Below are 25975 nucleotides of genomic sequence, written 5' to 3'. Positions count from 1 at the left end.
GTCGCCGGGACGGTCGGGTCAGATGCCGGGGTAGACGTCGAGCCGGCCGCACATGCCGAACCGGCCGCGTGCGGTGGGCCCGGTGGCCGTGACGGCCGCGTGCGCGAGGTGGTCGGTACGTCCCTCGCGCAACGCCTCCAGCTGGGCCCCGGTGGCGGCCGCGGCGGCCTGCGCGCCGTCGCGCCAGCGCTGCTCGAAGCCGTCGATGCGGGGCCGGACCAGCGCGGCGGCGGCCCGCTGGAACGCCTCCAGGGGCGCGAGGTCGCCCTGTTCGGTGGCGGAGCGCAGTTCCAGGAAGCGGCGGGTCGCCAGGTCCCGGCGGGCCCGCGCGATCTTCACCTGCTCGGCCTCGGGGACGTCGCCCGGGATGCGGACGGCGTCCGCATAGGTGTCGGGGTCGCCGAGCAGGTCCTGCGGGAGGGTGAGCACGGCGTCGCCCGCCTCGGGCAGCCCGCTGTTCTGCATCACTACGGTGATCTCCAACTCCCCGTCGTTGACGAGTCGGTGGATCGTGCCGGGCGTGAACCAGGCGACGGTGCCCGCCTCCAGAGGAGTCTCCTCGTACCCGGACAGGGTCAGGGTCTGCACCCGGCCGCGCCCGCCGATGACCACGTATCCCTCGCTGCACGCGAGGTGGAGGTGCGGGGTGCCGCCGCCGGGCAGGCCCTCGACGGTGGGCCAGTCGTAGACCTTCAGCCGGGAGACGCCGACCGCGGCGGGGAAGCCGTCGTACGCGGCGCTCACCACGCGGTCCCCTCGACCTGCGCGGCGACCCGCTCGCGGTCCCAGGCGCCGTCGGCGACGGTCACCCGGTAGGAGCGGGTGAGCGTGTCGCCGGGGGCGAGGACCAGCTCGTCGTGGAACGCCCAGGACGGGGCGACCGCGGCGAACGGGTCGCTGCGCACGAACCAGTGCGCCGGGTGCGTCCCCTTCTCCCCCGCGTGGTCGTTGGCCGCCGCGTGCTCGAAGATCAGCGTCGCGTGTCCGTCCCGCCCGTCGTGCTCACCTACGTACGCCAGCCACGGAGCCTGGGTCCCCATCAGGTCGCCGCTGTCGGCCTCGGCGCTGAACACCTGCCCGTCGCGGAAGGCCCGCGGACCGCGCCAGAACAGTCCGGTGTACCCGGCGGCGGGGCGGCCGTGGGTGGTGGGGCTGCCGAAGCGCAGCGGCTCGGCGCGGCGGTTGGTGACGGACGAGGTCCAGGTCAGCGACCAGCAGCCGGTCTCGGCGTCGAGGTGGGAGACCTCCAGACGGCGCTCCTCGTCGGCCCACAGCTCACCGTCGTACGGGTGCCAGGTGAGGCGCTCGGCGATCGCGGCCCGGTCGCCGTCGGCGGAGACCTCGTCGAAGCCGACGTGCGCCATCGAGCCGATCTTCTCGTGCAGCGGGAGATAGCCCTCGCCGTGCACGTAGGTGTTGCCGCCCCACAGGTTCTGGCCCGACAGGTGCGAGGCGGTGAGCTGCAATCCCTTGTGCCAGCGGTGGTCGTTGGGCCGGTAGTCGGTGACCAGGGCGCCGGACAGGGTGCGGATCGGGTGCAGGTAGGGCTTGGGCGCCTCCCACGCGGCTTCCGGGCGGTACACGTAGGCGAACAGCTCGGTGCCGGTGGGCTCGTGGACCACGGTGATGCGGTCGCCGTGGGCGTGGGTCAGTGCGAGCGTCATGCCTGGGCCTCTTCCGTGGGGGCGGCTTCCGTGAGCGCGTCTTCTGCGGGTGCGTTCTCTGTGGGCGCGTTCTCCGTCGCGGCGGGCGCCCAGCCGGGAGCGTCGCCGTGCAGGGCGGTGTAATAGGGGTCGCCGGGGCCGATGTCCCCGGCCCGGACCGTCGCGTCGGTGAACGCGGACTTGTACAGGGCGGTGATGAACTCCAGCGTGCGGCGGCCGCCCTCGCCGCTGGTCGGGTGGCGCCGGCCGGCCTTGATGTCGGCGACCAGGGCACGCAGCTGGGCCAGGTGCGAGCTGGGCTCGTCGGTGCCGAAGTCCCGCCAGGCGGCGGCCTCTTCGTCGCTGACGCCGGGGGCCGGGGTGATCCGCCAGTCGGCGTTGCCGTAGCCGTAGAGGTGGGTGAGTTCGATCGTCGCGCGCTCGCAGTCGATCCGGATGCGGCTGACCTCGTCCGGGCTGAGCACGCTGTTGACGACCGTGGCGACGGCGCCGTCGGCGAAGCGGACCTGGGCTGTGGAGACGTCCTCGGTCTCCACGTCGTGCACCAGCCGCGCCGCCATGCCGCGCACCTCGGACCAGGGGCCCATGAGGTCGAGCAGCAGATCGGTCTGGTGGATGCCGTGCCCCATGGCCGGGCCGCCGCCCTCGGTCGCCCACCGGCCGCGCCACGGAACCGCGTAGTAGGCGGTGTCCCGGTACCAGGTGGTCTGGCAGTGCGCCACCAACTGCCGCCCGAAGGCGCCCTCCCGCAGCAGCCGTCGCACATGCCGTGCGCCGGAGCCGAAGCGGTGCTGGAAGACGATCGAGGCGTACGGTGCGCTGTCGTCACCGCTCTCGACCGCTTCGACGGCGTCGTAGTCCGCCAGCGAGGGGCACGGCGGCTTCTCGCACCACACCCACGCGCCGGCCTTGAGCGCGGCCACGGACTGTTCCCGGTGCACGGCGGGCGGGGTGCACAGCACCACGAGGTCCGGGCGGACCTCGGCGAGCATCGCGTCGAGGTCCGTCGACGCGTAGGGAATCGCGAACTCCTCGGCCAGAGACCGCACCGCCGCGTCGTTCACGTCGACGGCGGCCACGATCTCCGTCTCACCCTCCTCGGCGAGCGTGCGCAGCGCGGGCAGATGACTGCCGCGGGCGATCCCGCCGGCGCCGACCACGGCCGTGCGCAGCGGAGTCTTCGGACCTTGCGGGGACATGACGGACCCTCTCGTCGGACAGGCGGATGGATCAAGGCGGATGAAAGCGCCGGGCGAGCGACCTCGACAGCAAGCGCTTGCCATGAATGCGTTCCAACGTTGTAACCGCCATGTCTCCGCAGGGTCAACCCTCCGGACGGAAACAACTTCAAGTCGCCGCCCCGCCCTCACAACACCCCTCTGAGCATGCATAATCTGGAAAACTCCAGGAAGGGGACGGGTTTGTGCGAGCAGTGACACTCAAGGACGTGGCGGAACTCGCGGGGGTTTCCATCAAGACGGCTTCCAACGTTGTACGCGAGGCACCCAAGGTGGCCCCGGCGACGCGGGAGCGGGTGCTGAGGGCCGTCCGTGACCTGGGTTACCGCCCCAACCCCACGGCCCGGCGGCTGCGCACGGGGCGCAGCGGGCTGATCGCGCTGGCCGTGCCGCAGCTGACGACGCCCTACTTCGCCGAACTCGCCCACCACGTACGCACCGAGGCGACGGCGCTCGGCCTGACCGTCCTGATCGAGGAGACGCTCGGGGACCCGGCGGAGGAGCTGCGGCTCGCCACCGGAGTGAGCGCGTCGCTGCTCGACGGCGTGATCCTGTCACCGCTGCACGTCTCGGCCACCGAACTGGCGCCGGTGGCGAGCGAGTTGCCTCTGGTCCTGCTCGGCGAGCGCAGTTACGAGGGCGAGCGGGTCGGCGCGGACCACGTCCTGATCGACAACGCGGGCGCGGCCCGGGACGCGACGGCCCATCTGATCGCTCTGGGCCGTACGCGGATCGCCGCGATCGGGGCGGACCGCAAGGGGTCCGCGACGAGCCGCCAGCGGCTGGCGGGGTATCAGACGGCGCTGCACGAGGCCGGCCTGCCCTTCGATCCCCGGCTGGCGCCCACGATCGGGGAGTTCGACCGGCCCAACGGTCTCGCCGCGATGCGCACCCTGCTCGCACTGCCGGCGGACGACCGCCCCGACGCCGTCTTCTGCTTCAGCGACACGCTCGCCGTCGGCGCTCAACGCGGCGTATTCGAGGGCGGGTTGAGGGTTCCCGAGGACATCGCCCTGGTCGGCGTCGACGGGTCGCAGGAGGCCGCGTACTGCACTCCGTCCCTGACGTCCGTCGTCCCCGACAAGACGGCCATCGCCTCCTTGGCCGTGCGGTGCCTCGCCGCCCGGATCGGGGCCGAGACCCCGCTCCCCTTCGAGGTCCACACGGCTCCGCACACGCTTCAGGCCCGTGAATCCACGCTGGGCGGTCGCACGGAGGTGACGCTGTAGCCGAGCCGATCCCCTCCCTCTCGTCTGCTTGACGACAAGCACCTCCCCATTTAAAGTCATAGTGACTTTAACGGGAGGGCTTCGTCATGGCAGACATCACCAAGCGGTTCGGCTGGCGCCACCTGCGCACCGCACCCACCATCCACGTGCGCCACCACCGCTCGGGCCAACTGGCGCACGACGGAACCGGGCTGAGCTTCTGGTTCCGTCCGCTGTCCGCCGCCATCTCCGAAATCCCGGTGGACGACCGGGAGTTGGCGATGACGTTCCACGCCAGGACCGCGGACTTCCAGGACGTGGCCGTGCAGGCTACGGTGACGTACCGGATCGGCGATCCGGCGGTCGCGGCGGAGCACCTGGACTTCTCCGTCGACCCGGACTCCGGCATCTGGCGCGGTGCTCCGCTGGAACAGCTGGCGACGCTCCTGACGGAGACCGCGCAGCAGCACGCGCTGGACGTGCTGACCCGCACCACGCTGGCGTCCGCCCTCGTCGACGGGGTGCCCGCCGTCCGCGACGCCGTCACCGCCGGGCTGCACGAGGAGCCGAGGCTTCCCGCCACCGGCATCGCGGTGGTCGCCGTCCGCGTGATGGCGCTGCGCCCCGAGCCCGAGGTGGAGCGCGCCCTGCGCACCCCGGCACGCGAACGCATCCAGCAGGAGGCGGACAGGGCGACGTACGAACGGCGCGCGGTCGCCGTCGAACGGGAACGGACCATCGCGGAGAACGAGCTGGCCAGTCAGATCGAACTGGCCCGCAGGGAGGAGCAGTTGGTCGAGCAGCGGGGCGCCAACACCCGGCGCGAGGCCGAGGAGCAGGCGGCAGCCGACGCCGTACGCGTACGGGCCGAGGCCGACCGCAAGGTCCGGCTCGCCCACGCGGAGGCGGAGGCCGCCCGCGAGGCCGGCGAGGCACGCGCCCAGGCGCAGGCCGCCTGGCTGCGGGTGCACGGCGAGACCGACGTCGCGACGCTGCACGCGCTCACCGGCACGCGACTGGCCGAGAACCTGCCGCGCATCGAGAGCGTGACCGTCTCCCCCGATGTGCTCACCGGTCTGCTCGCACGGCTCGGCACGGACGGCGGGCGGCCGGAATGAGCCTCGCACCCCGCGCCGTCCTCGTCCATCGCACCACGGAGTACGAGGAGTTGGTGGCGCACCACGGAACGCACGGGCAGGCTGCGTTCTTCCTCTCGTCCCGCGGCCGTGACATCGCGGAGGTCGCCGAGCGGCACCGGCGGGCGATGCGCGCGCTGACCGACGCGGCCGCCGCGGTGCCGCTGAGCTGGCGGCGGGCGCAGGTGGAGCGTGCGGATCTGGACCGGTTCCTGTTCGCGCCGCAGGACGTCGTGATCGTGGTCGGGCAGGACGGGCTGGTGGCGAACGTCGCCCAGTACGTCGGCGGCCGGCCGGTGATCGGCGTCGATGCGGACCCGGGGCGCAATCTGGGGGTGCTGGTGCGCCATCGGTCGGCGGACGTCGCCCGGCTGCTGCCCACCGCGCTGGACGGGGACTCGGGTGTCGACGAGCTGACCATGGTGGAGGCGGTCACCGACGACGCGCAGCGGCTGGTGGCGCTCAACGAGATCTATGTCGGTGCGGCCGGTCACCGCACCGCCCGATACCGCCTGGGCCTCGACGACGACAGGGGTGCCGTCGAGGCCCAGGCCTCCTCCGGGGTGCTGATCGGTACGGGGACGGGGGCGACCGGGTGGATCCGGTCGGTGTGGCAGGAGCGCGGCGGGGCCGGGCCGCTGCCCGGGCCGACGGACGACCGGCTGTTGTGGTTCGTCCGCGAGGCCTGGCCCTCGCCGGTCACCGGAACGCGGCTGAGCGCGGGTGAACTGACGGCGCGGGCCCGGCTGTCCCTGACCGTGGAGTCGGAGCGGCTGGTGGCCTTCGGCGACGGCATGGAGGCCGACGCGGTGGAGCTGACCTGGGGGCAGACGGTGCGGGTCGGGGTCTGCGCCGAGCGACTGCGGCTGGTCGGCTGAGCACGCCGGGCCCCCGCGAGATGTCGGGGCGTCGGCGCGGGACGGCTCAGTGCCGGATTACGGACCGGATCCAGGTCAGTTGCCGGGAGATGTCGCCGGCCCCGGCCGTCGTCTCGCGGTCGGAGCCGAAGAAGACACCGAGCAGGGTTTCCGTGCCGCGCGGTCCGATGGTCGTCACCGGGCCTCCCGAATCACCGCCCGCGGGGATGCCCACGACCTTGCCCATGCAGAAGTCCGAACCGCCCGGCACGGTGTAGCCCTCGCATTGCGGGGCGTCGGGCCTGAGCACGCGCAGCGTCGACTCCCTGAGCACGGGCGACTGGCAGCGGTTCTCGTCGCCGGTGCAGGTGGCGCCCCAGCCCAACTGCCGTACGACGGCGCCCGGACGGGCCGGTGCGGTGGACAGGCGCGCCACGCGGACGTTCATCGGCTCCACCTTGACGAGCATCATGTCGGCGTCCGCGCTGCCCACCCGCTTGCCCGGGAGGGGGTGCACCACGGTCCCCTCGCGTACGTCGAGCGCACCGACGCGGAAGGTGATCCGGCGGTCGGCGACGGGCTCCGCCTGTTCGTAGAAGCAGTGGGACGCGCCGATGATCCACTGCCGGGCGATCGCCGTCGCGGTGCACTCGGGCTTGCCGTCGACGAACATGCGAACCGCCCACGGCCCGTAGGTGCTTCGGGCTCCGCCGATCACCGCGGCGGACGGCCCCGCGGTGGCCACGGCGGCGGTCAGCAGCACCAGGACGGCCGACGCCGCCCCACCGACACGACGCGCCCACGCTGTAGTTGTCCTCATCGGCCCGACTTTGGCACGAGATACGGCTTTTCCCAACCATGCACGGCCGCCTGTGCCCCGGGCCCGGGTCCGAATCGTTGCGAACAGGCCGGGAGCCCGGTGCGGGCTCCCGGCCCTGCCCGGCAGGCTTCAGTGCTCGCCCATGGCGCGCCGCACCGCGTCCCGGGTCCGGTCGACGACGGACGCCACCGGTCCGACGGCCAGGTTCTTGGCGACCGTGTCGGTTCCCGGGTGCGGCCGGGTGGGGGCCAGCGCCTCGGCCGCCTTCACCGCCCGGCCCAGGTTCTTCAGCTTTCCTTGGTCGGCGGCTTTGTCGAAGTGTGCGAACTCCTCGCGCTCCTCGGCCTCCGCGTGCGCGAGGACGTCTTCGCGGAGCGCGGCGATCTTGTCCAGGAACCGGTCGGAGTCGGGGTCCATGTCCTCGAGTTCGGCGAGGACCCGCTTGGCCTTCTCCTCCTCTTCGATGCGGGCCTTCACGATGCCTTCGCCTCCTTCGATGTTCCGGCGGGCGAAGGGGTGGACCACCTCTTCCTCGGCGGTCTCGTGGACTGCCAGCAGCCGCACCAGATCGTGGTAGTTGCTCTTGCGCTCGTCGCCCTTGGTGTTGACCACCTCGGCGAACAGTTCGCGGATACGTTCGTGCTGCGCCTTCAACAGCGCGGTGACGTCGTTGGAGCCGCTCGTGCTGTCGTGCTCGGGCATGTCTTCCTGCCTCTCGGTGACGTCGGCGACGGCACGCGCGCCTTTTGTGCGCGGTGACCTCCGTCCACGCACCGGCGGGTCCCCTTCCGCCCTGCCCGCATGCGCACCGATTCCGGACGCGTCCGGTCCCGGGAACGCGGGCCGGCCCTGTGTCTACGCGGCGACGCCGACGCCTGCCGGAAGCCACCTGCGTCCGACGCACAGGGAGCCGGTCAGAATGCCGTCCGCGCGTCTACGGCCATCAGCGCCACTCAGGTCTTCCTGCACGCGTAAACGTGAGGCACACCCTCAACCGGGTACATGATCGATATGGAGATTCTGAGTGCTTATGTTCTGGCCGCTTCCCTCAGTCCCGGGCTCATTCTCGTCGCCGTGGGTGTCGTCATCGTCGTCGCCCTGGTCCTGGCCTTCGTGGTGGGCCGACGCCGCACCGCGCGCCGCACCGAGATCAGCACGCCCCCGGTCCAGCCCGGCCCCACCGAGGACCCGGCCCGCCGCGGCACCGGCTGGCAGACCCCGGACGACGACCCCGACCAGGGCCACCCCCACCCCTGACCCGCGGCTGCCCCGGGACGCTCCGGGTGCGGCGCATGATGTTTATTCGTAGGGTCGAGAGGCAGTCGCACAATGTGTGCTTGGGACAACAGGCGCGCTTCCAGGAGGACAGATCCACCCGGACGGGGTGTTGATCGCCTCCTGGTCATCCTTGCCGACAGCAACGATGAGGGAGCGATCCTCGATGTCCACCGGTCACCCGCACCACGATGCTCCTCACACAGAGCAGGCCTTCCTTCACCTGGCAGTCACCTCCGAGGGGCGCGAGCGCCGCACTCTCGTCGAGGAGTTGGTGGAGGCCTGGCTGCCCATGGCCCACCGCCTCGCCACCCGGTTCCGCAACAAGGGCGAGAACCTCGAAGACCTCAAGCAGATCGCGGCAGTGGGTCTGGTCAAGGCCGTCGAACGCTACGAGCCCGGCCGCGGCGCGTTCGAGTCCTACGCGGTGCCCACCATCACCGGAGAACTGCGCCGCCACTTCCGCGACCACACCTGGGACGTGCACGTCCCCCGGCGGGTGCAGGACCTGCGCAACAAGGTCCGCTCCGCACGCCGTGACCTGCTGGAACAGCCCGGCCACCGACAGGAGCCCGACCTCGACGAGATCGCCGCGCAGGCCGGCCTGACCCTCGACGAGGTCCGCGACGGAGTCGGCGCCCTGGAGAGCTACAGCAGCCTGTCGCTCGATGCCGAACTGGGAAGCTCCGGTGACTCGTTCAGCCTGGCCGGCGTCCTCGGCCGCACCGAGGGCGCCTATGACCTGATAGCCGACCGGGAGGCGGCCAAGGAAGGCCTGCGCCGACTTCCCGACCGGGAACGGGAGATCCTCTACCTGCGCTACTTCGAGGACATGACCCAGGCCCGCATAGCGGAGCGGGTCGGATGCTCCCAAATGCACGTCTCCCGCCTCATCACCCGCAGCTGCGAACAGGTCCGCGAGTACGCCGACCGCGGCGCCCGCGCGGTCCAGCAGGCCGCCTGACTCCCGGCTCCCCGAAAGGAAACGTCATGCCCGCAGGATCGAACAGCAAGAGGGAACGCCAGTACGAGCACGTCAAGGAGAGCGCGAAGAAGCGCGGCGAGTCCACGAAGCGGGCCGAGGAGATCGCCGCGCGCACCGTGAACAAGGAACGGGCCCGCAGCGGCGAGTCCCGCACCGCGAGCCGCACCTCCACCCAGGACCCCAAGTCGGCCTCCCAGCGAGGAGGCGAACGGTCCCACAAGGGCGCACAGGGCCGCACCAAGGACCAGCTCTACGCCGAGGCCCGGCGCAAGGACGTCAAAGGCCGTTCCTCGATGAACAAGGCGGAACTGGCCCGCGCCGTCGACCGCTGAGCCCCACCCCACCCGGCGTCCGCGATCCGGACAGGCCCCAGGAGATCGCCGTGAGCGACAGGGACGGCCCGCGGGCCTGTCACGACAAGCGGAACTTCGACCGTACGAAGGAGCCGCACGACGAGCACCGGGCGCCGGACGGACCGGGTGACGCGGCCGAGCGGTCCGGCGGACGCACCCTGCGCCAGGTCGCCGAGGCGGAGGGAGGTGGGCGGGGATGACCGGTCTGCTCGACACCGTGCCGTCCGCGCTGCAACACCGGCTCTCCCCGGCCGCACCCGGCGTCGAACTGGCGGCGTCTCCCATGCTGGCGACCCTCAGCGACCGCCGTGACTTCCCCGCCGGGTGGATCTTCGAGCGGAAACTCGACGGCATCCGGGTGCTCGCCGTGCGCGAAGACGGCCGGGTGACGCTGCGGTCCCGCTCCGGCCGCAGGATCGACTCCACCTATCCGGAGATCGTCGACGCCCTCGCCGCGCAGGACTGCGCGGACTTCACGATCGACGGCGAGATCGTCGCGTACGCACACGGCCGTACGGACTTCGGAATGCTCCAGCAGCGCATGGGACTCACCCGGCCCGCGGACGTGGCGCGGAGCAAGGTGGCGGTGACGTACTACGCCTTCGACCTCCTGCGGCTCGACGGAACCGATCTGCGGCGACTGCCGCTGCGTACCCGTAAGTCCCTGCTGCGCAAAGCGCTGACGTTCAGAGCGCCCCTGCGCCTGACCACCCATCGCAACGAGGGCGGACCGGAGCTGCTCTCCGACGCCTGCGAGCGGGGCTGGGAAGGGCTCATCGCCAAGCGCGCGGACAGCGGGTACCGGGGGCGGCGCTCCGACGACTGGCTCAAGCTCAAGTGCGCCCGGGACCAGGAGTTCGTGGTCGGCGGATTCACCGAGCCGACCGGCAGCAGGAAGGGCATCGGTGCCCTGCTGATCGGTTACTACGACGACGGCCGGCTGCGCTACGCGGGCAAGGTCGGCACCGGATTCGACCGGAAGACGCTGACCGAGCTGAGAGCCAGGCTCGACGAACTGCGTGTGGACACCTCCCCCTTCGCAGGACGCGTCGCCCCGCCCACCGCCCACTGGGCGCGACCGCATCTGGTGGTGCAGATCGCTTTCACCGAGTGGACACGCGACGGCATGCTGCGCCACCCGCGCTACCAGGGCCTGCGCGACGACAAGCAGCCGACCGACGTGGTGAGGGAGCGGGCACAGACATGACCGCGCGCCCGCACCGACCCCTGGGGCGATCTGGCGCGCAAGGGTCGCGCATTGGGGCCCGCACGCGACCCGCTGCGGGACCTCAGTCCTTGATGACGGTCACGGGCTACAGCGTGCCCTTGTCGCACACCTGCTGGGCGACGTCACGGAGTTTGACGTTCTTCTCCTGCGAGTAGCGGCGCAGGGTGTCGAAGGCGTCCTCTTCGGTGATGTGGTGCTGTGCCATGAGGATGCCCAGTGCCTCGCCGATGGTGTGGCGTGTGTCGATGGCTCGCCGCATCGAAGCGTGCTCATGGGCGGTGGCCAGCGCGGTCGCGGCGTGGGAGGCCAGCATCCAGCCCGCTGTCTCGCTGTCGTCGGTGAACGCGCCGGGCTTGCGGGAGTAGAGGTTGAGGGCGCCCAGGTCGTGCCGGTCGTCCGTGTAGAGCAGAAAGCCCATCATGCTGCCGATTCCCAGCCGATGCGCCTCGGGCGCGAAAGCCCGCCACCGTACGGTCTCCGTACTCACGTCCCGGATGCGGAAGGCGGGATGGCCGTGGCGGGCCGCGTCGAAGCACGGCCCCTCCGCGAGACTCTCCTGCAACCGGTCGCTTTCGGTGACAAGTCGCTCGGTCGGGGCCAGGGACTCGGCACGGCCCTTGCGCAGCACCAGAATTCCGGCCGCGTCACAGCCCTCGACCAGCTCCACCGCCGCGGCCGTGATCTTGTCGAGCGTGACCGGCACGGTGTCCCCGGCCAGGAAGCTGCGGGACATGGTGGCCATGTGCACCGCGAATTCACGCCAGTCCATCAGCGGCTCCTCAGTGTGCGTCGGCTTCCGGTGCCCGTCCCGCCGGCCTCGCACGCGCGCCCGCTCACAACCCGGCCTTCTCGTATCGGCCCGGGCGATTCAGGATCCTGAACGGGTGTCTCTCGGAGCGCATGACGGCTCCGAGAGACATGAGAGCTGTGTTCCCAACCCTCACTCGACACCGTAATGCCGAACAGCCGACAGAAGCGGACTCTGGACCGACGTGATCCGTCGACGACGGCCGGCACCTCGGCCTCAGCCGGGCTGCGAGGCCCGCATGTGCAGATATTCCAGGGCGTTCAGGACGACGACCCGCCGGTACCAGGAGAGCCAGATCGCGAGTTCCCCGGCCAGGGCCTCCAGCGCCGTCTCCTGGCCGTCGGTCAGCCGGCGTCCCGGCCGACGGTGGTGAACGGTGAGGACGCCCACACAGGCCCGGTCGTCGGCGAGGGCGGGTACGCCCAGCAGGGCCCGGCTTCCCGCGGCGAGCGCCGCCCGGCCCGTCGGGGACGTGCCGACGTTCAGGTCGGTGGCGAGGTCGGCCACGAAGACGGTCTGCGCTTTGGCGTGCACCAGTACGGGCAGGGCCAGGGGGTCCTTCACCTCGGCGACGCCGTCGCGGTACGTCGCGTCCAGCCCGGAATGCCCTTCCAGGATCAGCGTTCTGCCCAGGACCGCGTGCGGCAGGTGCACTTCGACGGCGTCCGCGTCCGTCCGCGTCATCGCCTCGAACACCACGGCGCGCATGACCTGTTTGAAGTCGCCCGCGTCCAGAGCCTTGTCCACGAAGAGGCCGATGTCCGGGGCGGCGTTCACGTCACGGCCCGTCAGGCCAGGGAACCAGGCCCGCTCGCGTGGTGGCGGCGCGGTCGTGACCACCTCCGCGGAGAGGATCCGCACCGGCACGTTGTGGTGCTGGGAGGCCAGCCGCAGCAGGTCGAACGCGGCGGACGGCGACCTCAGCCCGTAGCGCTCGAGAAGAATTCCCTGAGCCATGCCGATCACCTCCCGGGTACGGGACTTGGACCGCAGCCCGAACACCTGCTGTTGCAGGTCCGCGAACCTGTCCAGCGTCAGGTCGGCCCCATGGGCCCGCGTCAGCGCTTCGGCCGCCCCGGCGGGAAGCTCGGGCAGGGCCGCCAGAGCCGCCTCGACGCTCGTGTACACGTGCGGTCCGGGCGCCGACGCCCTGACGAACGCAGCCCGCTCCGCCGCTGCCGTCGCCACGACCAGCACGGTGCGCCGCTCACCGGGACCCAGATGATTCACGAGTACGCGCGAAGCGGTCGCGCCCACCAGCCGCGCCGCCGTCAGATCCAGCACCAGCCGCTCTTCCGCACGCGGCGCCCGCTCCAGGAAGAGTTCCACCAGAGCCTCGACGCTCGTCGCGTCGAAGTCTCCGGACAGGCGCACGAGTCGCACGGGGGTCGCCTTCACCCAGCGGACCGTCGCCTCCGGCATGCGCGTCACGCCACGACCTCGCGGGAGTGTGCGGTCAGCCGGGTCCCGGCCGGCCGTCTCAGTGCGCGGCCGGCCGATCGCGGGTCGTTCGTCCTCGGTGGCTCGGCGCTCAGGCGCGCCGCGAGCCGCGCTGGCGTCGTCATGTCGCCCGTCGCACACATCGCCCCTGTGCACGCCGAACTCCCCCGAGAACCACGCGGAATGTGCCGGGACAAGGGTGCGGTGGACGCGAGGTCCAGCCAGGTGCATCGGTCGTGGGTGCCCATGCCGCTCCTTCACGAGCGCGGTGGCTCTCAGGGAAATGGCGGACACACGCAACGAGGAGACGCAGACGCACAGAACGGACGGATACCGGGCACGGCGCTGCGCAGCCGGTGACGGTGTCAGCCTGCTGTCAACGAGCACCTGTTTTGCCCAAGCGCTGCGGGCTTCGATCCTACGGGACGCCGACGACCGTCCGCTCCCAGGTGAGGCACTGAAAGCCGGCCCTCCGCCGCGGGGCCCGACGGCCGTCGTCCGGCGCCGAGGAGCGGGCCGGGAGCCGGTGGGCGGCAGGAGCGTGGGCATCGTCCCCGTCGACGATGCGGCGGGCACCGGGCTCGACACGTATGCCACGTTGGTGCCGAGCTGATGAGCATCGCCGCGTACGCGCTGCCGGTGCTGTCCGGCGTCGTGGTCGCCCTGTACGTCCTGGGGCACGCGGGCGCCAAGGCCGCGCTGTTCGCGTGCACCGGCATCCTGCCGCCGTCCACTGCGCGGCGCCGGCCTGCCGGGGTCATCGGCGCACGGCCGTGCGCGGGGCGCCGGGGTGCGTCAGGGTGGAAGGGGACGAGCGGGCCACGTGAGTGACTCCGGCCTGTGTGGGAACACGCGCACGAGCGGTTTCCCGCACCACGGGCACCACCGCCGAGCTCGCCCGCAGCGGCGTGACGACGCAGACCTACCCCGTTCTGGAGCAGCGATGACCACGTCCCACGACCCCGACACCCGCGTACTCGGCGACGCCGAACTGCGCGCGGTGGACGCGCACTGGCGCGCGGCGAACTACCTGGCCGCGGGGCAGATCTACCTGATGTCCGACCCGCTGCTGCGCGAACCGTTGCGCCCCGAGCACATCAAGCCGCGGCTGCTCGGGCACTGGGGCACCTCGCCCGGCCTGAACCTCGTGTACACCCACCTGAACCGGGTGATCAAGCAGCGGGACCTGGAGGCGCTGTGCGTGTGGGGCCCCGGGCACGGCGGGCCGTCGGTGCTGGCCAACGCATGGCTGGAGGGCAGCTACAGCGAGATCAGTCCGGACGTGAGCCGTGACGAGGCGGGGATGGCCCGTCTGTTCAAGCAGTTCTCGTTCCCCGGCGGCGTGCCGAGCCATGTGGCGCCCGAGGTGCCCGGATCCATTCACGAGGGCGGTGAGCTGGGGTATTCGCTGGCGCACGCGTACGGGGCCGCCTTCGACCATCCGAATCTCCTGGTCGCCTGCGTGGTGGGGGACGGCGAGGCGGAGACGGGTCCGCTGGCCGCGTCCTGGCACTCGTCCCGGTTCCTCGATCCCGTGCACGACGGCGCCGTCCTGCCGATCCTGCACCTCAACGGCTACAAGATCGCCAATCCGACGGTGCTGTCCCGGATGCCGCACGACGAGCTCGACGCGCTGCTGCGCGGCTACGGGCACGTGCCGTTGTACGTCGAGGGCGACGACCCGGCGCAGGTGCACCAGGACCTGGCGGGCGCCCTCGACCGGGCCCTGGACCTGATCACCGCCCATCAGCGGGCGGCCAGGACCGGCGAGGCCGTCGCGCCCGTGCGGTGGCCGATGATCGTGCTGCGGACGCCCAAGGGGTGGACCGGCCCCGGCGAGGTCGACGGGCTGCCCGTGGAGAACACCTGGCGTGCCCACCAGGTGCCCCTCCCGGGGGTCCGTGAGAACCCCGAACACCTCGCCCAGCTGGAGAGCTGGCTGCGCTCGTACCGGCCCGAGGAACTGTTCGACGCCGACGGGCGCCCGACCCCCGATGTGCTCGCCTGCGTACCGGACGGGTCCAGGCGGCTGGGTGCGTCGTCGTACGCCAACGGCGGTCTGCGCCTGCGCGCCCTGCCGCTGCCGCCCCTCGACGCGTTCGCGGTACCGGTCGACAAGCCGGGAGCGACGCTGAACGCCCCGACCGAGGTGCTGGGCGACCTGCTGGCCAGGGTCATGGCCGACACGGCTCGGGAGCGCAACTTCCGGCTGGTCGGCCCGGACGAGACGGCCTCCAACCGGCTTCAGGCGGTGTACGAGTCCAGCGGCAAGGCATGGCAGGAGCGCATCCTGCCGGTCGACGAGAACCTCGACCGGCACGGCCGGGTCATGGAGGTCCTGTCCGAGCACCTGTGCCAGGGCTGGCTGGAGGGGTATCTGCTCACCGGACGGCACGGCCTGTTCTCGTGCTACGAGGCGTTCGTCCACATCGTCGACTCCATGGTCAACCAGCACATCAAGTGGCTGAAGACCTCGCGCGAGCTGCCGTGGCGGGCGCCCATCGCCTCGCTCAACTACCTGCTCACCTCACACGTGTGGCGTCAGGACCACAACGGGTTCTCGCACCAGGACCCCGGTTTCATCGACCACGTCCTCAACAAGAGCCCGCACATCGTCCGGGTGTACCTGCCGCCGGACGCGAACACCCTGCTGGCCGTCGCCGACCGGGCGCTGCGCAGCCGTGACCGGGTCAATGTCATCGTGGCCGGCAAGAACCCCGGACCCGACTGGCTCCCCCTGGACGAGGCCCGCGCCCACTGTTCCCGCGGCGCCGGCGTGTGGGAGTGGGCCGGGACGGAGCACGGCGGTGAACCCGACGTGGTCCTCGCCTGCGCGGGCGACGTCCCCACCCAAGAGGTCGTGGCCGCGGCCCAGCTCCTGCGCCGACACCTGCCGGATCTGGCGGTACGCGTCGTCAACGTCGTCGACATGACCACGCTGCTGCCCGCCGAGGAACACCCGCACGGCATGAGCGACGCCGAGTACGACGGTCTGTTCACCCGCGACAAGCCGGTCATCTTCGGTTACCACGGCTACCCGTGGCTGATCCACCGCCTCGCCTACCGCCGCGCCGGGCACGCGAACCTGCATGTACGCGGCTACAAGGAGTCCGGCACCACGACGACGCCCTTCGACATGGTCGTCCGCAACGACCTCGACCGCTTCCGCCTCGTCATGGACGTCATCGACCGCGCCCCCGGCCTCGCCGTCTCCGCGGCCCCGGTCCGTCAGCGCATGGCGGACGCCCGTACCCGCCACGACAGCTGGATCCGCGAGCACGGCACCGACCTGCCCGAGATCACGGAGTGGAGGTGGGCCGACTGAGACGCGCGCACGTCCGTGACGGTCTCAACGCGCCCGCACGACAGCCCACTTGGAGGCGAACATGGTGGACATCGGCTACACGATGACGACCGAACAGGCCGGATCGCGTGAACGCGTCCGGCACGTGGTGGCCGCCGAGGCCGCCCTCCAGCCCCCGCTCTAGCCCCCGCTTCAGCCCCGCCCAGCAAGGAGTTCACCATGAGCAGCCTGACGAACGACGGCGCCTCCGTCACCGTGACCCTGAGCAACTGCACCGCGGACGACGCCCGTTCTGTCCTCGCCCGTCTGACCTCCCGGTTCCCCGACCGCTCGGGGAACGGCACCGCGCCGGCCGACGAGACGCATCCCACGGTATGGACGGCGGAACTCGACATCGGCGCGGAGGCGCCCGGTTCGGTACCGGACACGAAGATCGGCGGTCCGGTGTCGGTGACCGCCCAGGGCGCGCCCCACGACGTGTCCAGGGTCCGCGCGGCGCTCGCCGAGGACTTCACCGTCCAGGACGCCGGATCGGTCTCGGGCGACCAGGAACGCGAGAGCCAGTTCGTGCTCGTCCCGCGCTGACCCGAGGGGGAAGGGAGGTAATCGGTAAGTACCACCCGCGCGGGTCGCCCCTGACTCGGGCTTGGTAGGCTGCGCCTGCCTCCCGTGGGGGAAGCCGGTGAGAATCCGGCGCTGTCCCGCAACGGTGTGCGTGGCCTGTCCAGGCCGCGCGAGTCCGATCACCCACGGCAGGTGTGCGACCCGTCGACCGCTCGCCGTGGACTGCGAGCAGGGACCGCCAGAGCCCCCGGGCGCTTCTGGTGCCCTGCGTGTTCCTCCGGTGGCGCCAACCCGGAGGATGTGCGCCCGTCTTGTCCCGCACCGCCGCTCCATCGGCCCCCACGGCTGTCCCGCGCGGACGCATACCCACCGCCCCGCTGGCCGTCGGGCTCGCACTCGTGCTGGCCGGCTCGCTCGTGTGCGGGGTCGGACTCGGTGCGACAGGACTGGGGTGGGGGCAGGTGCTGCGGCTCATGTGGGCGGGGCTCAGCGGTGGGAGTCTCGGCAGCGGCGACGCGCGGATGTACACCATCGTGTGGGAGATCCGCTTCCCCCGGGTCGTGCTCGCGGCCGTGGTCGGAGCGGGACTCGCCGGGGTCGGCGTCGCGGTACAGGCGCTGGTGCGCAACGCTCTGGCCGATCCCTTCGTGCTCGGCATCTCCTCGGGCGCCGCCGTGGGCGCCAACGCGGTCATCCTGTTCGGCGCACTCGCCGGGTTCGGCGTGTGGGCGCTCTCCGTGTCCGCCTTCCTGTCCGCGCTCGCCGCGACCCTCGTCGTCTACGTGGTGGCCCGCTCCCCGCTCGGACTCAGTCCGCTGCGGCTGGTCCTGACCGGCACGGCACTCGCCTACGGGTTTCAGGCGGTCACCACCGTGATGGTCTTCGGCGCCGAGCGGGGCGAGGCGGCTCGCGCGGCCATGATGTGGCTGCTCGGCAGCCTGGGCGGGGCGACCTGGCCGAAGGTTCCGCTGGCTGCCGCGACCGTGGTGGCGGGCTGGCTGTGGCTCAGGGCGCGGGCGGGCTCGCTCGACGCCCTGTCCATGGGCGACGAGACGTCAGCGGCCCTCGGCGTGCCGCCGGACCGGCTGCGGCGTGAGCTGTTCGTCGTGACGGCGGCCGTGACGGGCACGGTCGTCGCCGTGAGCGGGGCGATCGGCTTCGTAGGACTGATGGTTCCGCACCTGGTTCGGATGCTCGTCGGCGCCTCGCACGCGCGCGTGCTCGTGGTTGCGCCGCTCGCCGGGGCGATCCTGCTCGTGTGGGCGGACGTGCTGTCCCGGGTACTGCTCGCGCCGACCGAACTGCCCGTCGGTGTCGTCACGGCCGCCCTCGGTGTCCCGGCGTTCCTGTTGCTCATGCGGCGCGGCGGTCACGCGCTGAGCGGACGCTGAGTCCACGCGTCCCACGGCCCAACACCCGTACCTGTGCACACCCGTACCTGTGTCGAAGTCTGTTCTGGAGGAGGAGCCGTGCGGCTCGGCGTCGAAAGCGTTTCGGTCGAGGTGGCGGGCGCGCGGCTCGTCGACGAGGTCACCCTCGACGCGCCCTCCGGCACCTTCGTGGGCCTCATCGGCCCCAACGGCAGCGGGAAGTCGACGCTGCTGCGCTGCGTCTACCGGGCACGGCGTCCCGACGCGGGCGTCGTCAGGGTCGAGGGCGACGACGTGCACCGCATGACGCCCCGGGCCGCGGCGCGCCTGCTCGCCGCGCTGCCGCAGGAATCCGCCGCGGACTTCGACTTCACCGTCACCGAGGTCGTCGCGATGGGCCGCCTGCCGCACCGCGGGCGCACCGCCGCACGTGACCGGGAGATCTGCGAGCGGTCCCTGGAGCGGACCGGAGCGGCGCACCTCGCCGCGCGCAGCTTCCAGTCGCTGTCCGGCGGCGAGAAGCAGCGCGTCCTCATCGCCCGCGCGCTCACCCAGGAACCCCGTGTCCTCGTCCTGGACGAGCCCACGAACCACCTCGACATCGCCCACCAGCTCGACGTGCTGCGCCGGGTCCGGGCCAGCGGCCCGACGGTGCTCGCCGCACTGCACGACCTGAACCTCGCCGCCGCCCACTGCGATCTGCTGCACGTCCTGCACACCGGCCGCGTCGTCGCGTCGGGCCCCCCGGACGAGGTCCTCTCCCCCGCGCTGCTCGCCGAGGTGTTCGGCGTACGGGCGCACCGGGTGCTCCATCCCGGAACCGGCGCCACCCAGTTCCTCTTCGATCCGCTGACTCCCTGAAACCTCTGGAAGGCCCCCTGTGCGCACACTGCTCTCCCCCGCCTCGCTCGGCCTCGCCGCCGTCCTCACCCTGACCGGCTGCGGCGCGAAGGTCGCGAGCGACGACAAGGTCGCGAGGTCGCGGGCGGTGACCGTCACCAACTGCGGCAAGAAGGTCACCTACGACAAGCGGCCCGAGCGGGTGGTGACCAACGATGTCGGCATCACGGAGCTGATGTTCGCGCTCGGACTCGAGGACCGCATGGCGGGCTATGTCATGCCCGCCGACAAGGGATCCACCGACGACCTCCCCTACAAGGCGGCCTACAGCAAGGTGAAGTGGCTCTCCAAGGACCGCGTCACCAAGGAGATCGCACTCGACGCCCGCGCCGATCTCGTCTTCGCCGGCTGGAACTACGGCTTCAACGAGAACGCCCTGACACCGGACGACCTGCACAAGGCGGGCATCGACACGTATCTGCTCACCGAGTCCTGCCGCAACGCCCGCACCGGCACGTCACGCGGCATCATGCCGCCGCTCGACGCCCTCTACGCGGACCTGGAGAACCTCGGCGAGATCTTCGGCGTCGAGAAGCGCGCGCACAGGCTGATCAAGCAGTACAAGGCGACGGTCGCCGACGTGCGTGCGAAGGCCGCCGAGGGGGCGGCGCGCCCCTCCGTCTTCCTCTACGACAGCGGCCAGGACCAGCCCTTCACCTCGGGCCGCTTCGCCGCGCCCGACCAGATCATCAGCGAGGCCGGAGGCGTCAACATCCTGCACGACCTCAAGGACTCGTGGACGACGGTCGGCTGGGAAACCGTCGTGAAGCGGAACCCGGACGTCGTCGTCGTCAACGACTACGGGTCGACGAGCGCGGCACAGAAGAAGAAGTTCCTGCTCTCGTACCCGCCGCTGCGGAACGTCTCCGCGATCAAGCACCGGCGGATCTACACCCTGGACTACGCCGATCTGGTCGAGAGCCCCCGCAATCCCTCGGCCGTCGAGCGGCTCGGCACGTATCTGCGCCAGGTCGCCGACGCGTCCTGAGGGAAACGGACCGACGGCACGGGGGACCCTGACGCGCCGTCAGCCGGAAGACGGCTCACTTCGGGTGGGTGGTCGCAAGGGTTGCGGTGAGGCTCTCCGTGAGGGCGGTGCCGTCTTCGCCGCCGGCCCAGGCGACGTGCCCGTCGGGCCGGATCAGCGCGGCCCGGACGCCGGCCCAGTCGGCCGGGCGCAGGTGCGCGGTGCCGCTGTGCACGCGCAGGCCGGGCCGGGCGAACCGGTCGAAGGGGCGGGCGGCGTCGCCCGTGAGGTCGAGCAGCAGGTAGCTGTCGGCCCGCAGCAGGGCGAACAGGCCGGTGTCGTCGAGCGCCAGGTCGGGAGCGCGGGTCCCGGTCAGCGGGTGCGCGGCGGCGTCGGTGCGGGGGTAGGCGACGGACAGTGAGCTGACCTGGGCCGCCAGCCGCTCGTTGAGATCGGGCAGGTCGGTGATGAGCCCGGCCAGCAGGCCGCGCAGGCTGAGCCCCTCGGCGGTGAAGGCGGTCATCAGGGCGACCTGGGCGCGGCTGCTCTCGGTGAGGTCGACGCCGACCGGGTGGCGTTCGGCGTGGTAGGTGTCCAGCAGGGCGTCGGGGGCCCAGCCGTTGAGGACGGCGGCCAGCTTCCAGGCCAGGTTGGCGGCGTCCTGGATGCCGACGTTCATGCCGACGCCACCGGCCGGGAAGTGCTGGTGGGCGGCGTCTCCGGCGAGGAAGACACGGCCCTGGCGGTAACCGGCGGCGAGGCGGGTGGTGTTGCCGAACCGGGAGAGCCAGACCGCGTCGCGCATCCGGAAGTCGCTGCCGGTCATGGCGATGACGTTCTCGCGCAGTTCCTCCAGGGTCAGGTCGCCGGGCCACGTGGTGGTCAGGTCTCGGGGCGTGATGCCGACCAGGCGGTGCAGCCCGCCGGGCATGGGCACGACCATGAGCGTGCCCGACGGCCCGAACCAGCTGCTGCCGGGGGCCGGAGGTTCGTCGAGGACGACGTCGCCGAGCCAGCCGAGCACCGTGGACGGAGTGCCGGGGAAGTCGATGCCTGCCGCGGCGCGCACGGTGCTGCGGGCGCCGTCGCAGCCTGCCAGGTAGTCCGCCCGGAGGTTACGAGGCCCGTCCGGACCGGTGACGTGCACGGCGATGCCGTCCGGGTCCTCGGTGAACCCGGTGACCTCGTGTCCGCGCAGGATGTCCGCGCCCAGGGCCAGGGCCTGCTGCTCAAGGTGTGCCTCGGTGCGCTCCTGCGGCAGGGCGAGGGTGTGCGGGAACGGGCTGGGCAGACGGCGGAAGTCCAGCCGGGAGTCCAGTACGCCGAAGTGCCCGCCGGGCAGCGGCACGCCCTCCTTCACGAAGGGCTCGTGCACTTGGCGGGAGGCGAACGTCTCGATGGTGCGCGGGTGCACGGTCAGGGCCCGGGAGCGGGAGTCGCGCTCCGTGCGGGTCTCGACCACGGCGACGGCGACACCGGCCCGGCGCAGCTCACCTGCGAGCCACAGCCCCACGGGGCCACCGCCCGCGACGACGACCTGGTAGTTCATGATCTTCCACTCCCTCGCGCAGTCTTGGTCGGTGACCAAGGATCGATCCGGAGTAAACTAGGTCAGTGACCAATAAGCAAGTGAAGGACGAGGCCACGGACCGGCTCACCCGCGCGGCGGTGATCGCTGCCGCACTCCGGACGCTGGAGGAACGCGGACTGGACGGACTGTCGACCCGGGCGGTGGCCGACCGCCTCGGGGTCCGCATGAACACCGTGCTGTGGCATGTGAAGACCAAGACCCGGATGCTGGAGCTGATGGCCGACGCCGTGCTCGGCACCATCGGCTACGAGGACCTCCCCGCGAACGCCCTGCCGCGAGTGCGGGAACTGACCGGCCGCTACCGGCGGGCACTGCTCGCACACCGCGACGGCGCCGCTCTCGTGGCCGGAACCTATCCGGCCGAACCCCACACCCTGCGCTTCGCCGACCACCTCGTCGAGGCGCTGCTCGCCGCCGGGGCGGACGAGCGGCAGGCGGCCTGGACGACCTGGACGGTCAACTACTTCGTCCTCGGCCTGACACAGGAGGAGCAGTCCGCGCCCGACCGGCACGACGACCGCCTCGACCTCGCCGTACTGCCCGGCGAACACCCGGCGCTGCACCGGGTCCTGAACCACCTGGGCCCGGACTCCTTCGAGGACCGCTTCACCTTCGGACTGGACGCGATCCTGTCCCGCCTGCCCGCGTAGCAGCACCTGCCCCGGAGCCCGGCGCAACCACAACCAACCGCAAAAGTATGGTGCCCCACCACATGTGCCGCTGACCTGCGTCTTCCTACCTTGTGCCATCACAGAGACGTCCCCGTCCCCGCCTGGAAGTGGTGCACATGGCCTCCGCAGCAACGGCTCCGCCGACTCCGCCAACACCCGGAAACCTCAAGCGCATTGTCGCGGCGAGTCTGATCGGCACCACGATCGAGTGGTACGACTTCTTCCTCTACGGCTCCGCCGCCGCCCTCGTGTTCAACAAGCTCTTCTTCCCGGACTCCGACCCGCTCGTCGGAACGCTGCTCTCGTTCCTCACGTACGCCGTCGGGTTCGCCGCCCGGCCGCTGGGTGCGCTGGTCTTCGGTCACTACGGGGACCGGCTCGGACGCAAGAAGCTGCTGGTGATCAGCCTGTTGATGATGGGCGGCGCCACCTTCGCGATCGGGCTGCTGCCCACGCATGCCACGGTCGGCTCGGCCGCGCCGGTGCTGCTGACCGCGCTCCGGCTGGTCCAGGGCTTCGCGCTCGGCGGCGAGTGGGGCGGTGCGGTCCTGCTGGTGTCCGAGCACGGGGACGCCGAGCGCCGCGGGTTCTGGGCGTCCTGGCCGCAGACCGGCGCCCCTGCGGGCCAACTCCTCGCCACCGGTGTGCTGTCGGCGCTCACCGCGCTGATGTCCGACGCGTCGTTCACGTCATGGGGCTGGCGCATCCCGTTCCTGCTGTCCGGGGCGCTCGTCATGGTCGGCCTGTGGGTCCGCCTGTCCGTGGACGAATCGCCGGTCTTCAAGGCCGCGTTGGCCCGCGCCGAGGCCCGCAAGGCGGCCGACAGCGAGACGGTGGAGAAGATGCCGCTGGTCGCGGTCCTCCGCCACCACTGGCGCGATGTCCTCGTCGCCATCGGCGCCCGGATGGCCGAGAACATCAGCTACTACGTCATCACCGCCTTCATCCTCGTGTACGCGGTCCAGGCCGCCGACGTCTCCAAGCAGACGGCGCTGAACGCCGTACTCATCGCCTCCGCCGTGCACTTCGCGGTGATTCCGGCCTGGGGCGCCCTGTCGGACCGGATCGGCCGTCGGCCGGTCTATCTGCTGGGGGCGGCCGGTGTCGGCCTGTGGATGTTCCCGTTCTTCTCCCTCGTCGACACGGCGAGCTTCGGCAATCTGATCCTCGCGGTCACGGTCGGCCTGGTCCTGCACGGCGCCATGTACGCCCCGCAGGCCGCGTTCTTCTCCGAGATGTTCGCGACGCGGATGCGCTACTCCGGCGCCTCGATCGGTGCGCAGTTCGCCTCGGTCGCGGCCGGTGCGCCGGCCCCGCTGATCGCCACGGCGCTGCTCGACAGCTCCGGCGGGTCCACGCTGATCTCGCTGTACGTGATCGCCGCCGCGGTCGTCACCCTGATCGCCGTCGGTGTCGCCAAGGAGACCCGGCACCGCGACCTCGCCGACGTCGACGGGACCGACAGCACGGAGGCCGCGGTCGGCAGTCCCCGGGCGGCCGACGCCGCGCACCGCGTCTGACAGCGCCCGGTCCGCCGACCCCGTACGCCCCGCGCGTGCGGGGTCGGGCGTACCGGGTCAGCGTATGTCCGGGCCGGACAGCCGGTGCAGCCGCAGCGCGAGCTGGATCTCCAGGGAGCGCTCGGGCGACTGCCAGTCGGGGCCGAGCAGATGACCGATCCGCTCCAGGCGCTGCGCCACCGTGTTCACGTGGACGTGCAGGGCGTCCTTCGTACGGGCGGGGCTCGACCCGGCCGCGAAGTAGGCGTCGAGGGTGCGGACGAGGTCGGTGCCGCGGCGCGCGTCGTAGGTGACGACCTCGCCGATGGTGCGGGTCACGAAGCCGGTGAGGTCCCGGCTGTCGGCGAGCAGCAGTCCCAGGAATCCGAAGTCCTCGGCCGCCGCGCCCTCCCCCGTCCGGCCCAGGACGCGGAGCGCGTCGAGGCAGCGGCGCGCCTCCGCACAGGCGACGGCGGCCGTCTCGGTGCGGATGGCGAGCCGGTCGACCGGGGCGGAGGCGCCGACGGTGACCGTCTCGTGGATCGCCGTGGAGAGCCGCTTGGCGACCAGGGAGGCGAGCGCGGACGCCGTGTCGTTCGCGGCGAGCGGGAGCAGCAGCACCGTGCCGCCGTCCCGCGCGGCGGCCAGCCCGTGCCGGGTCGCCGCGAGATGTCCGGCGGCCGCCCCCAGGCGGCGGCGCGCGGCCGCCTCCTCCTCGGCGTCGGCCGCGACGGTCTCCAGACGGGCCGCGAGCACCACATGGGTGGCGTCCAGGTCGGCGTCGAGCCGGGACGCGCGCTCGCGCAGCAGCCGCGGGTCCCGGTCGCGCGCGTCGAGCAGGTCGTCCAACAGCTCGCCGCGGACCCGCTGTTCGGCCTCGGACGCGGAACGCCGGGCGAGCAGCAGCAGTGAGGTGACCATGGCGGCGCGCTCCAGGGTGCGCTGGTCGACCGGGTCGAGGCCCGGGTGGCCGCGCAGTACCAGGGCGCCGAGCAGCTCGCCGCCGGCGGCGACGGCCGCGACCCAGTCCTGGTCCCGGCGCACCGCGTGCCCTTCGGCGCGGGACGCTTCGAGTGCCTCCGCGGGGGCGGCCCCGGCGTCGGTGAACTCCACGGTGCCGTCCAGGACCTGGGAGACGGCGGCGGCCACGTCGTGCACGCCGCCGCCGCGCAGCACCAGCTCGGCGAGCCGGTCGTGCACGTCGGACGCGCGCTCGATGACTCCGCTGCGGTCCCGGATGATCTCGTTGGCCCGCTCCAGGCCGGCGAGTGCCTCGCGGGTCTCGGTGAGCAGGTTCGCCGCGTCGATGGCCGCGGCGGCGAGCGCGGCGAAGGAGCCGAGCAGCGCGATCTCCTCGCGCTCGAAGACCCGGGTCCTGCGGTCGGAGGCGAACAGCACGCCGATCACCTGGGAGCCGAGCATCAGCGGCACCCCGAGGATCGCCTGGAGCCCTTCTTCCTGGACGCCGGCGTCGATGGTGCTGGTGTGCTGGAACCGTACGTCCTGCCCGTAGTTGTCCGTCACGTACGGGCGGGCGGTCTGGGCGACGAGCCCGCCGAGCCCCTCCCCCATGCCGAGCCGCAGCTGCTGGAAGCGGGCGGCGACCGAGCCCTCGGTGACGCGCATGCGGGTGTCGCCCCTGACCGGGTCGTTCAGCGTCAGGTAGGCGACGTCCGTGCGCAGCAGGGAGCGGGCGCGCTGCACGATGGCCTGGAGGACGGCGTCGAGGTCGCGCAGGCCCGCAAGGTCGTGCGCGGTCTCGAACAGAGCGGACAGCTCGGCCTCGCGGCGCCGTCTGCCCTCCATCTCCTCGCGCACCCCGAGCGCGAGCCGCTTGGCGGCCTCCAGGGCCGTGATCCGGGCGGCCGGGGCGCCGTCGGCGCGCGCGAGCAGCACGGGCTGCTCGTAGGCGTCGGCGGACGCGCCCCGGGCGAGCAGTTCCAGGAACGGGGCCTGTGGATCCGCCGCGTGCGGCGGGTCGGCGGCCGCGGCCGTGTGCGGTTGGTGGTGCGACATGCTCAACAGGATTACCCGTCGTACGGCCGGCCCCGCCAGCCCTGTGGACAACTCGAACGATCACAGAATTGCGGTCACTCG

Annotated in this window: 25 protein-coding genes and 1 riboswitch; of the genes, 16 read left to right on the top strand and 9 right to left on the bottom strand. The window is 71.9% G+C overall.

Features of this window, described 5'->3' with window-relative positions; genetic code table 11:
• Positions 1 to 18: 18 nt before the first annotated feature.
• Genes ACFVDP_RS24060 through ACFVDP_RS24050 form a run of 3 tightly spaced genes read right to left on the bottom strand, consistent with a single transcriptional unit; the run spans position 19 to position 2863 of the window.
• Positions 19 to 747, bottom strand: a complete 729-nt coding sequence (locus ACFVDP_RS24060; RefSeq protein WP_383493041.1) for a cupin domain-containing protein — start codon at positions 745 to 747, stop codon at positions 19 to 21.
• Entirely contained in the window at positions 741 to 1664 is a 924-nt protein-coding gene (locus ACFVDP_RS24055) for a PmoA family protein (RefSeq protein WP_383493038.1), read from the bottom strand. Before ACFVDP_RS24055 ends, ACFVDP_RS24060 begins: the two co-directional genes overlap by 7 nt.
• Positions 1661 to 2863, bottom strand: coding sequence for a Gfo/Idh/MocA family protein (locus ACFVDP_RS24050; RefSeq protein WP_383493035.1), 1203 nt, complete (start codon positions 2861 to 2863; stop codon positions 1661 to 1663). Before ACFVDP_RS24050 ends, ACFVDP_RS24055 begins: the two co-directional genes overlap by 4 nt.
• A gap of 224 nt (positions 2864 to 3087) precedes the next feature.
• Between ACFVDP_RS24050 and ACFVDP_RS24045 the strand changes: the two genes are divergently transcribed.
• The 3 genes from ACFVDP_RS24045 (at position 3088) to ACFVDP_RS24035 (ending at position 6124) form a co-directional block, all read left to right on the top strand.
• The gene (locus tag ACFVDP_RS24045; RefSeq protein ID WP_383493032.1) at positions 3088 to 4131 is read left to right on the top strand and encodes a LacI family DNA-binding transcriptional regulator; all 1044 of its coding nucleotides are present in this window, start codon (positions 3088 to 3090) and stop codon (positions 4129 to 4131) included.
• Between the two features lie 86 nt (positions 4132 to 4217).
• Positions 4218 to 5228, top strand: a complete 1011-nt coding sequence (locus ACFVDP_RS24040; protein ID WP_383493030.1) for an SPFH domain-containing protein — start codon at positions 4218 to 4220, stop codon at positions 5226 to 5228.
• Complete coding sequence (locus tag ACFVDP_RS24035) at positions 5225 to 6124, top strand: hypothetical protein (RefSeq protein ID WP_383493027.1); 900 nt, start codon at positions 5225 to 5227, stop codon at positions 6122 to 6124. The genes ACFVDP_RS24040 and ACFVDP_RS24035 overlap by 4 nt, the downstream gene beginning before the upstream one ends.
• Positions 6125 to 6170: 46 nt before the next feature.
• On the opposite strand, the gene ACFVDP_RS24030 is transcribed toward ACFVDP_RS24035, so the two are convergent.
• Both ACFVDP_RS24030 and ACFVDP_RS24025 read right to left on the bottom strand, forming a co-directional pair.
• On the bottom strand, positions 6171 to 6923 hold the full coding sequence (locus ACFVDP_RS24030) for a S1 family peptidase (RefSeq protein ID WP_383493026.1): 753 nt from the start codon (positions 6921 to 6923) through the stop codon (positions 6171 to 6173).
• A 129-nt stretch (positions 6924 to 7052) separates the two neighbouring features.
• Entirely contained in the window at positions 7053 to 7625 is a 573-nt protein-coding gene (locus ACFVDP_RS24025; RefSeq protein ID WP_383493023.1) for a hemerythrin domain-containing protein, read from the bottom strand.
• 309 nt (positions 7626 to 7934) lie between these two features.
• Between ACFVDP_RS24025 and ACFVDP_RS24020 the strand changes: the two genes are divergently transcribed.
• The 5 genes from ACFVDP_RS24020 to ligD all read left to right on the top strand — a co-directional run bounded on the left by ACFVDP_RS24020 (position 7935) and on the right by ligD (position 10743).
• A complete protein-coding gene (locus ACFVDP_RS24020) occupies positions 7935 to 8180 on the top strand; it encodes a DUF6479 family protein (protein WP_383493020.1) in 246 nt (81 codons plus the stop codon).
• A 184-nt stretch (positions 8181 to 8364) separates the two neighbouring features.
• A complete protein-coding gene (locus ACFVDP_RS24015) occupies positions 8365 to 9162 on the top strand; it encodes a SigB/SigF/SigG family RNA polymerase sigma factor (protein WP_383493018.1) in 798 nt (265 codons plus the stop codon).
• 26 nt (positions 9163 to 9188) lie between these two features.
• Entirely contained in the window at positions 9189 to 9515 is a 327-nt protein-coding gene (locus ACFVDP_RS24010) for a plasmid stabilization protein (protein WP_383493015.1), read from the top strand.
• Between the two features lie 50 nt (positions 9516 to 9565).
• Positions 9566 to 9736 (top strand): hypothetical protein, encoded by a 171-nt coding sequence (locus tag ACFVDP_RS24005; protein WP_383493012.1) that lies wholly within the window; start codon positions 9566 to 9568, stop codon positions 9734 to 9736.
• Entirely contained in the window at positions 9733 to 10743 is a 1011-nt protein-coding gene (gene ligD / locus ACFVDP_RS24000; RefSeq protein ID WP_383493010.1) for a non-homologous end-joining DNA ligase, read from the top strand. The genes ACFVDP_RS24005 and ligD overlap by 4 nt, the downstream gene beginning before the upstream one ends.
• Positions 10744 to 10849: 106 nt before the next feature.
• Here the strand turns inward: ligD and ACFVDP_RS23995 are convergent, their stop codons facing one another.
• A complete protein-coding gene (locus ACFVDP_RS23995; protein ID WP_383493007.1) occupies positions 10850 to 11533 on the bottom strand; it encodes a GAF and ANTAR domain-containing protein in 684 nt (227 codons plus the stop codon).
• Between the two features lie 255 nt (positions 11534 to 11788).
• Complete coding sequence (locus tag ACFVDP_RS23990) at positions 11789 to 12994, bottom strand: ANTAR domain-containing protein (RefSeq protein WP_383493271.1); 1206 nt, start codon at positions 12992 to 12994, stop codon at positions 11789 to 11791.
• Positions 12995 to 13624: 630 nt separating this feature from the next.
• Here ACFVDP_RS23990 and ACFVDP_RS23985 point away from each other — a divergent pair.
• From ACFVDP_RS23985 to ACFVDP_RS23960, 6 genes are all read left to right on the top strand, one after another.
• Positions 13625 to 13843 carry a hypothetical protein gene (locus tag ACFVDP_RS23985; protein ID WP_383493004.1) on the top strand — a complete coding sequence of 73 codons (219 nt, stop codon included), beginning with the start codon at positions 13625 to 13627 and terminating at the stop codon, positions 13841 to 13843.
• A gap of 112 nt (positions 13844 to 13955) precedes the next feature.
• The gene (locus tag ACFVDP_RS23980) at positions 13956 to 16337 is read left to right on the top strand and encodes a phosphoketolase (RefSeq protein WP_383493001.1); all 2382 of its coding nucleotides are present in this window, start codon (positions 13956 to 13958) and stop codon (positions 16335 to 16337) included.
• Positions 16338 to 16535: 198 nt separating this feature from the next.
• A complete protein-coding gene (locus tag ACFVDP_RS23975) occupies positions 16536 to 16901 on the top strand; it encodes a hypothetical protein (protein ID WP_383492999.1) in 366 nt (121 codons plus the stop codon).
• Positions 16902 to 16988: 87 nt separating this feature from the next.
• Positions 16989 to 17065, top strand: a riboswitch (cobalamin riboswitch).
• Positions 17066 to 17191: 126 nt separating this feature from the next.
• Positions 17192 to 18271, top strand: coding sequence for a FecCD family ABC transporter permease (locus ACFVDP_RS23970; protein WP_383492996.1), 1080 nt, complete (start codon positions 17192 to 17194; stop codon positions 18269 to 18271).
• 78 nt (positions 18272 to 18349) lie between these two features.
• Positions 18350 to 19111, top strand: coding sequence for an ABC transporter ATP-binding protein (locus ACFVDP_RS23965; protein ID WP_383492994.1), 762 nt, complete (start codon positions 18350 to 18352; stop codon positions 19109 to 19111).
• 19 nt (positions 19112 to 19130) lie between these two features.
• Positions 19131 to 20138, top strand: coding sequence for an ABC transporter substrate-binding protein (locus tag ACFVDP_RS23960; RefSeq protein WP_383492991.1), 1008 nt, complete (start codon positions 19131 to 19133; stop codon positions 20136 to 20138).
• Positions 20139 to 20193: 55 nt separating this feature from the next.
• Here ACFVDP_RS23960 and ACFVDP_RS23955 read toward each other — a convergent pair whose 3' ends face one another.
• The gene (locus tag ACFVDP_RS23955; RefSeq protein ID WP_383492988.1) at positions 20194 to 21666 is read right to left on the bottom strand and encodes an FAD-dependent monooxygenase; all 1473 of its coding nucleotides are present in this window, start codon (positions 21664 to 21666) and stop codon (positions 20194 to 20196) included.
• Positions 21667 to 21731: 65 nt separating this feature from the next.
• Here ACFVDP_RS23955 and ACFVDP_RS23950 point away from each other — a divergent pair, with 65 nt between their 5' ends.
• Positions 21732 to 22358, top strand: coding sequence for a TetR/AcrR family transcriptional regulator C-terminal domain-containing protein (locus ACFVDP_RS23950; protein ID WP_383492985.1), 627 nt, complete (start codon positions 21732 to 21734; stop codon positions 22356 to 22358).
• Positions 22359 to 22495: 137 nt separating this feature from the next.
• Complete coding sequence (locus ACFVDP_RS23945; RefSeq protein ID WP_383492983.1) at positions 22496 to 23899, top strand: MFS transporter; 1404 nt, start codon at positions 22496 to 22498, stop codon at positions 23897 to 23899.
• A 57-nt stretch (positions 23900 to 23956) separates the two neighbouring features.
• On the opposite strand, the gene ACFVDP_RS23940 is transcribed toward ACFVDP_RS23945, so the two are convergent.
• Positions 23957 to 25894, bottom strand: coding sequence for a helix-turn-helix domain-containing protein (locus ACFVDP_RS23940; RefSeq protein ID WP_383492980.1), 1938 nt, complete (start codon positions 25892 to 25894; stop codon positions 23957 to 23959).
• Positions 25895 to 25975 lie beyond the last annotated feature (81 nt).

The sequence above is a fragment of the Streptomyces sp. NPDC057694 genome (assembly GCF_042799415.1).
Classification (GTDB): domain Bacteria; phylum Actinomycetota; class Actinomycetes; order Streptomycetales; family Streptomycetaceae; genus Streptomyces.
The sequence above is the reverse complement of the archived record's forward strand: the minus strand, read 5'-3'. Positions and strand labels throughout refer to the sequence as shown.

What these genes read in the sequence shown, in the direction of transcription:
- ACFVDP_RS23990 (WP_383493271.1), bottom strand. Translation starts at nt 12,994, where the DNA reads ATGCCGGAGGCGACGGTCCGCTGGGTGAAGGCGACCCCCGTGCGACTC.
- ACFVDP_RS23985 (WP_383493004.1), top strand. Translation starts at nt 13,625, where the DNA reads ATGAGCATCGCCGCGTACGCGCTGCCGGTGCTGTCCGGCGTCGTGGTC.
- ACFVDP_RS23975 (WP_383492999.1), top strand. Translation starts at nt 16,536, where the DNA reads ATGAGCAGCCTGACGAACGACGGCGCCTCCGTCACCGTGACCCTGAGC.
- ACFVDP_RS24015 (WP_383493018.1), top strand. Translation starts at nt 8,365, where the DNA reads ATGTCCACCGGTCACCCGCACCACGATGCTCCTCACACAGAGCAGGCC.
- ACFVDP_RS24035 (WP_383493027.1), top strand. Translation starts at nt 5,225, where the DNA reads ATGAGCCTCGCACCCCGCGCCGTCCTCGTCCATCGCACCACGGAGTAC.
- ACFVDP_RS24030 (WP_383493026.1), bottom strand. Translation starts at nt 6,923, where the DNA reads ATGAGGACAACTACAGCGTGGGCGCGTCGTGTCGGTGGGGCGGCGTCG.
- ACFVDP_RS24050 (WP_383493035.1), bottom strand. Translation starts at nt 2,863, where the DNA reads ATGTCCCCGCAAGGTCCGAAGACTCCGCTGCGCACGGCCGTGGTCGGC.
- ACFVDP_RS24020 (WP_383493020.1), top strand. Translation starts at nt 7,935, where the DNA reads ATGGAGATTCTGAGTGCTTATGTTCTGGCCGCTTCCCTCAGTCCCGGG.
- ACFVDP_RS23995 (WP_383493007.1), bottom strand. Translation starts at nt 11,533, where the DNA reads ATGGACTGGCGTGAATTCGCGGTGCACATGGCCACCATGTCCCGCAGC.
- ACFVDP_RS23945 (WP_383492983.1), top strand. Translation starts at nt 22,496, where the DNA reads ATGGCCTCCGCAGCAACGGCTCCGCCGACTCCGCCAACACCCGGAAAC.
- ACFVDP_RS23955 (WP_383492988.1), bottom strand. Translation starts at nt 21,666, where the DNA reads ATGAACTACCAGGTCGTCGTCGCGGGCGGTGGCCCCGTGGGGCTGTGG.
- ACFVDP_RS24040 (WP_383493030.1), top strand. Translation starts at nt 4,218, where the DNA reads ATGGCAGACATCACCAAGCGGTTCGGCTGGCGCCACCTGCGCACCGCA.
- ACFVDP_RS23940 (WP_383492980.1), bottom strand. Translation starts at nt 25,894, where the DNA reads ATGTCGCACCACCAACCGCACACGGCCGCGGCCGCCGACCCGCCGCAC.
- ACFVDP_RS23980 (WP_383493001.1), top strand. Translation starts at nt 13,956, where the DNA reads ATGACCACGTCCCACGACCCCGACACCCGCGTACTCGGCGACGCCGAA.
- ACFVDP_RS24055 (WP_383493038.1), bottom strand. Translation starts at nt 1,664, where the DNA reads ATGACGCTCGCACTGACCCACGCCCACGGCGACCGCATCACCGTGGTC.
- ACFVDP_RS24010 (WP_383493015.1), top strand. Translation starts at nt 9,189, where the DNA reads ATGCCCGCAGGATCGAACAGCAAGAGGGAACGCCAGTACGAGCACGTC.
- ACFVDP_RS24025 (WP_383493023.1), bottom strand. Translation starts at nt 7,625, where the DNA reads ATGCCCGAGCACGACAGCACGAGCGGCTCCAACGACGTCACCGCGCTG.
- ligD (WP_383493010.1), top strand. Translation starts at nt 9,733, where the DNA reads ATGACCGGTCTGCTCGACACCGTGCCGTCCGCGCTGCAACACCGGCTC.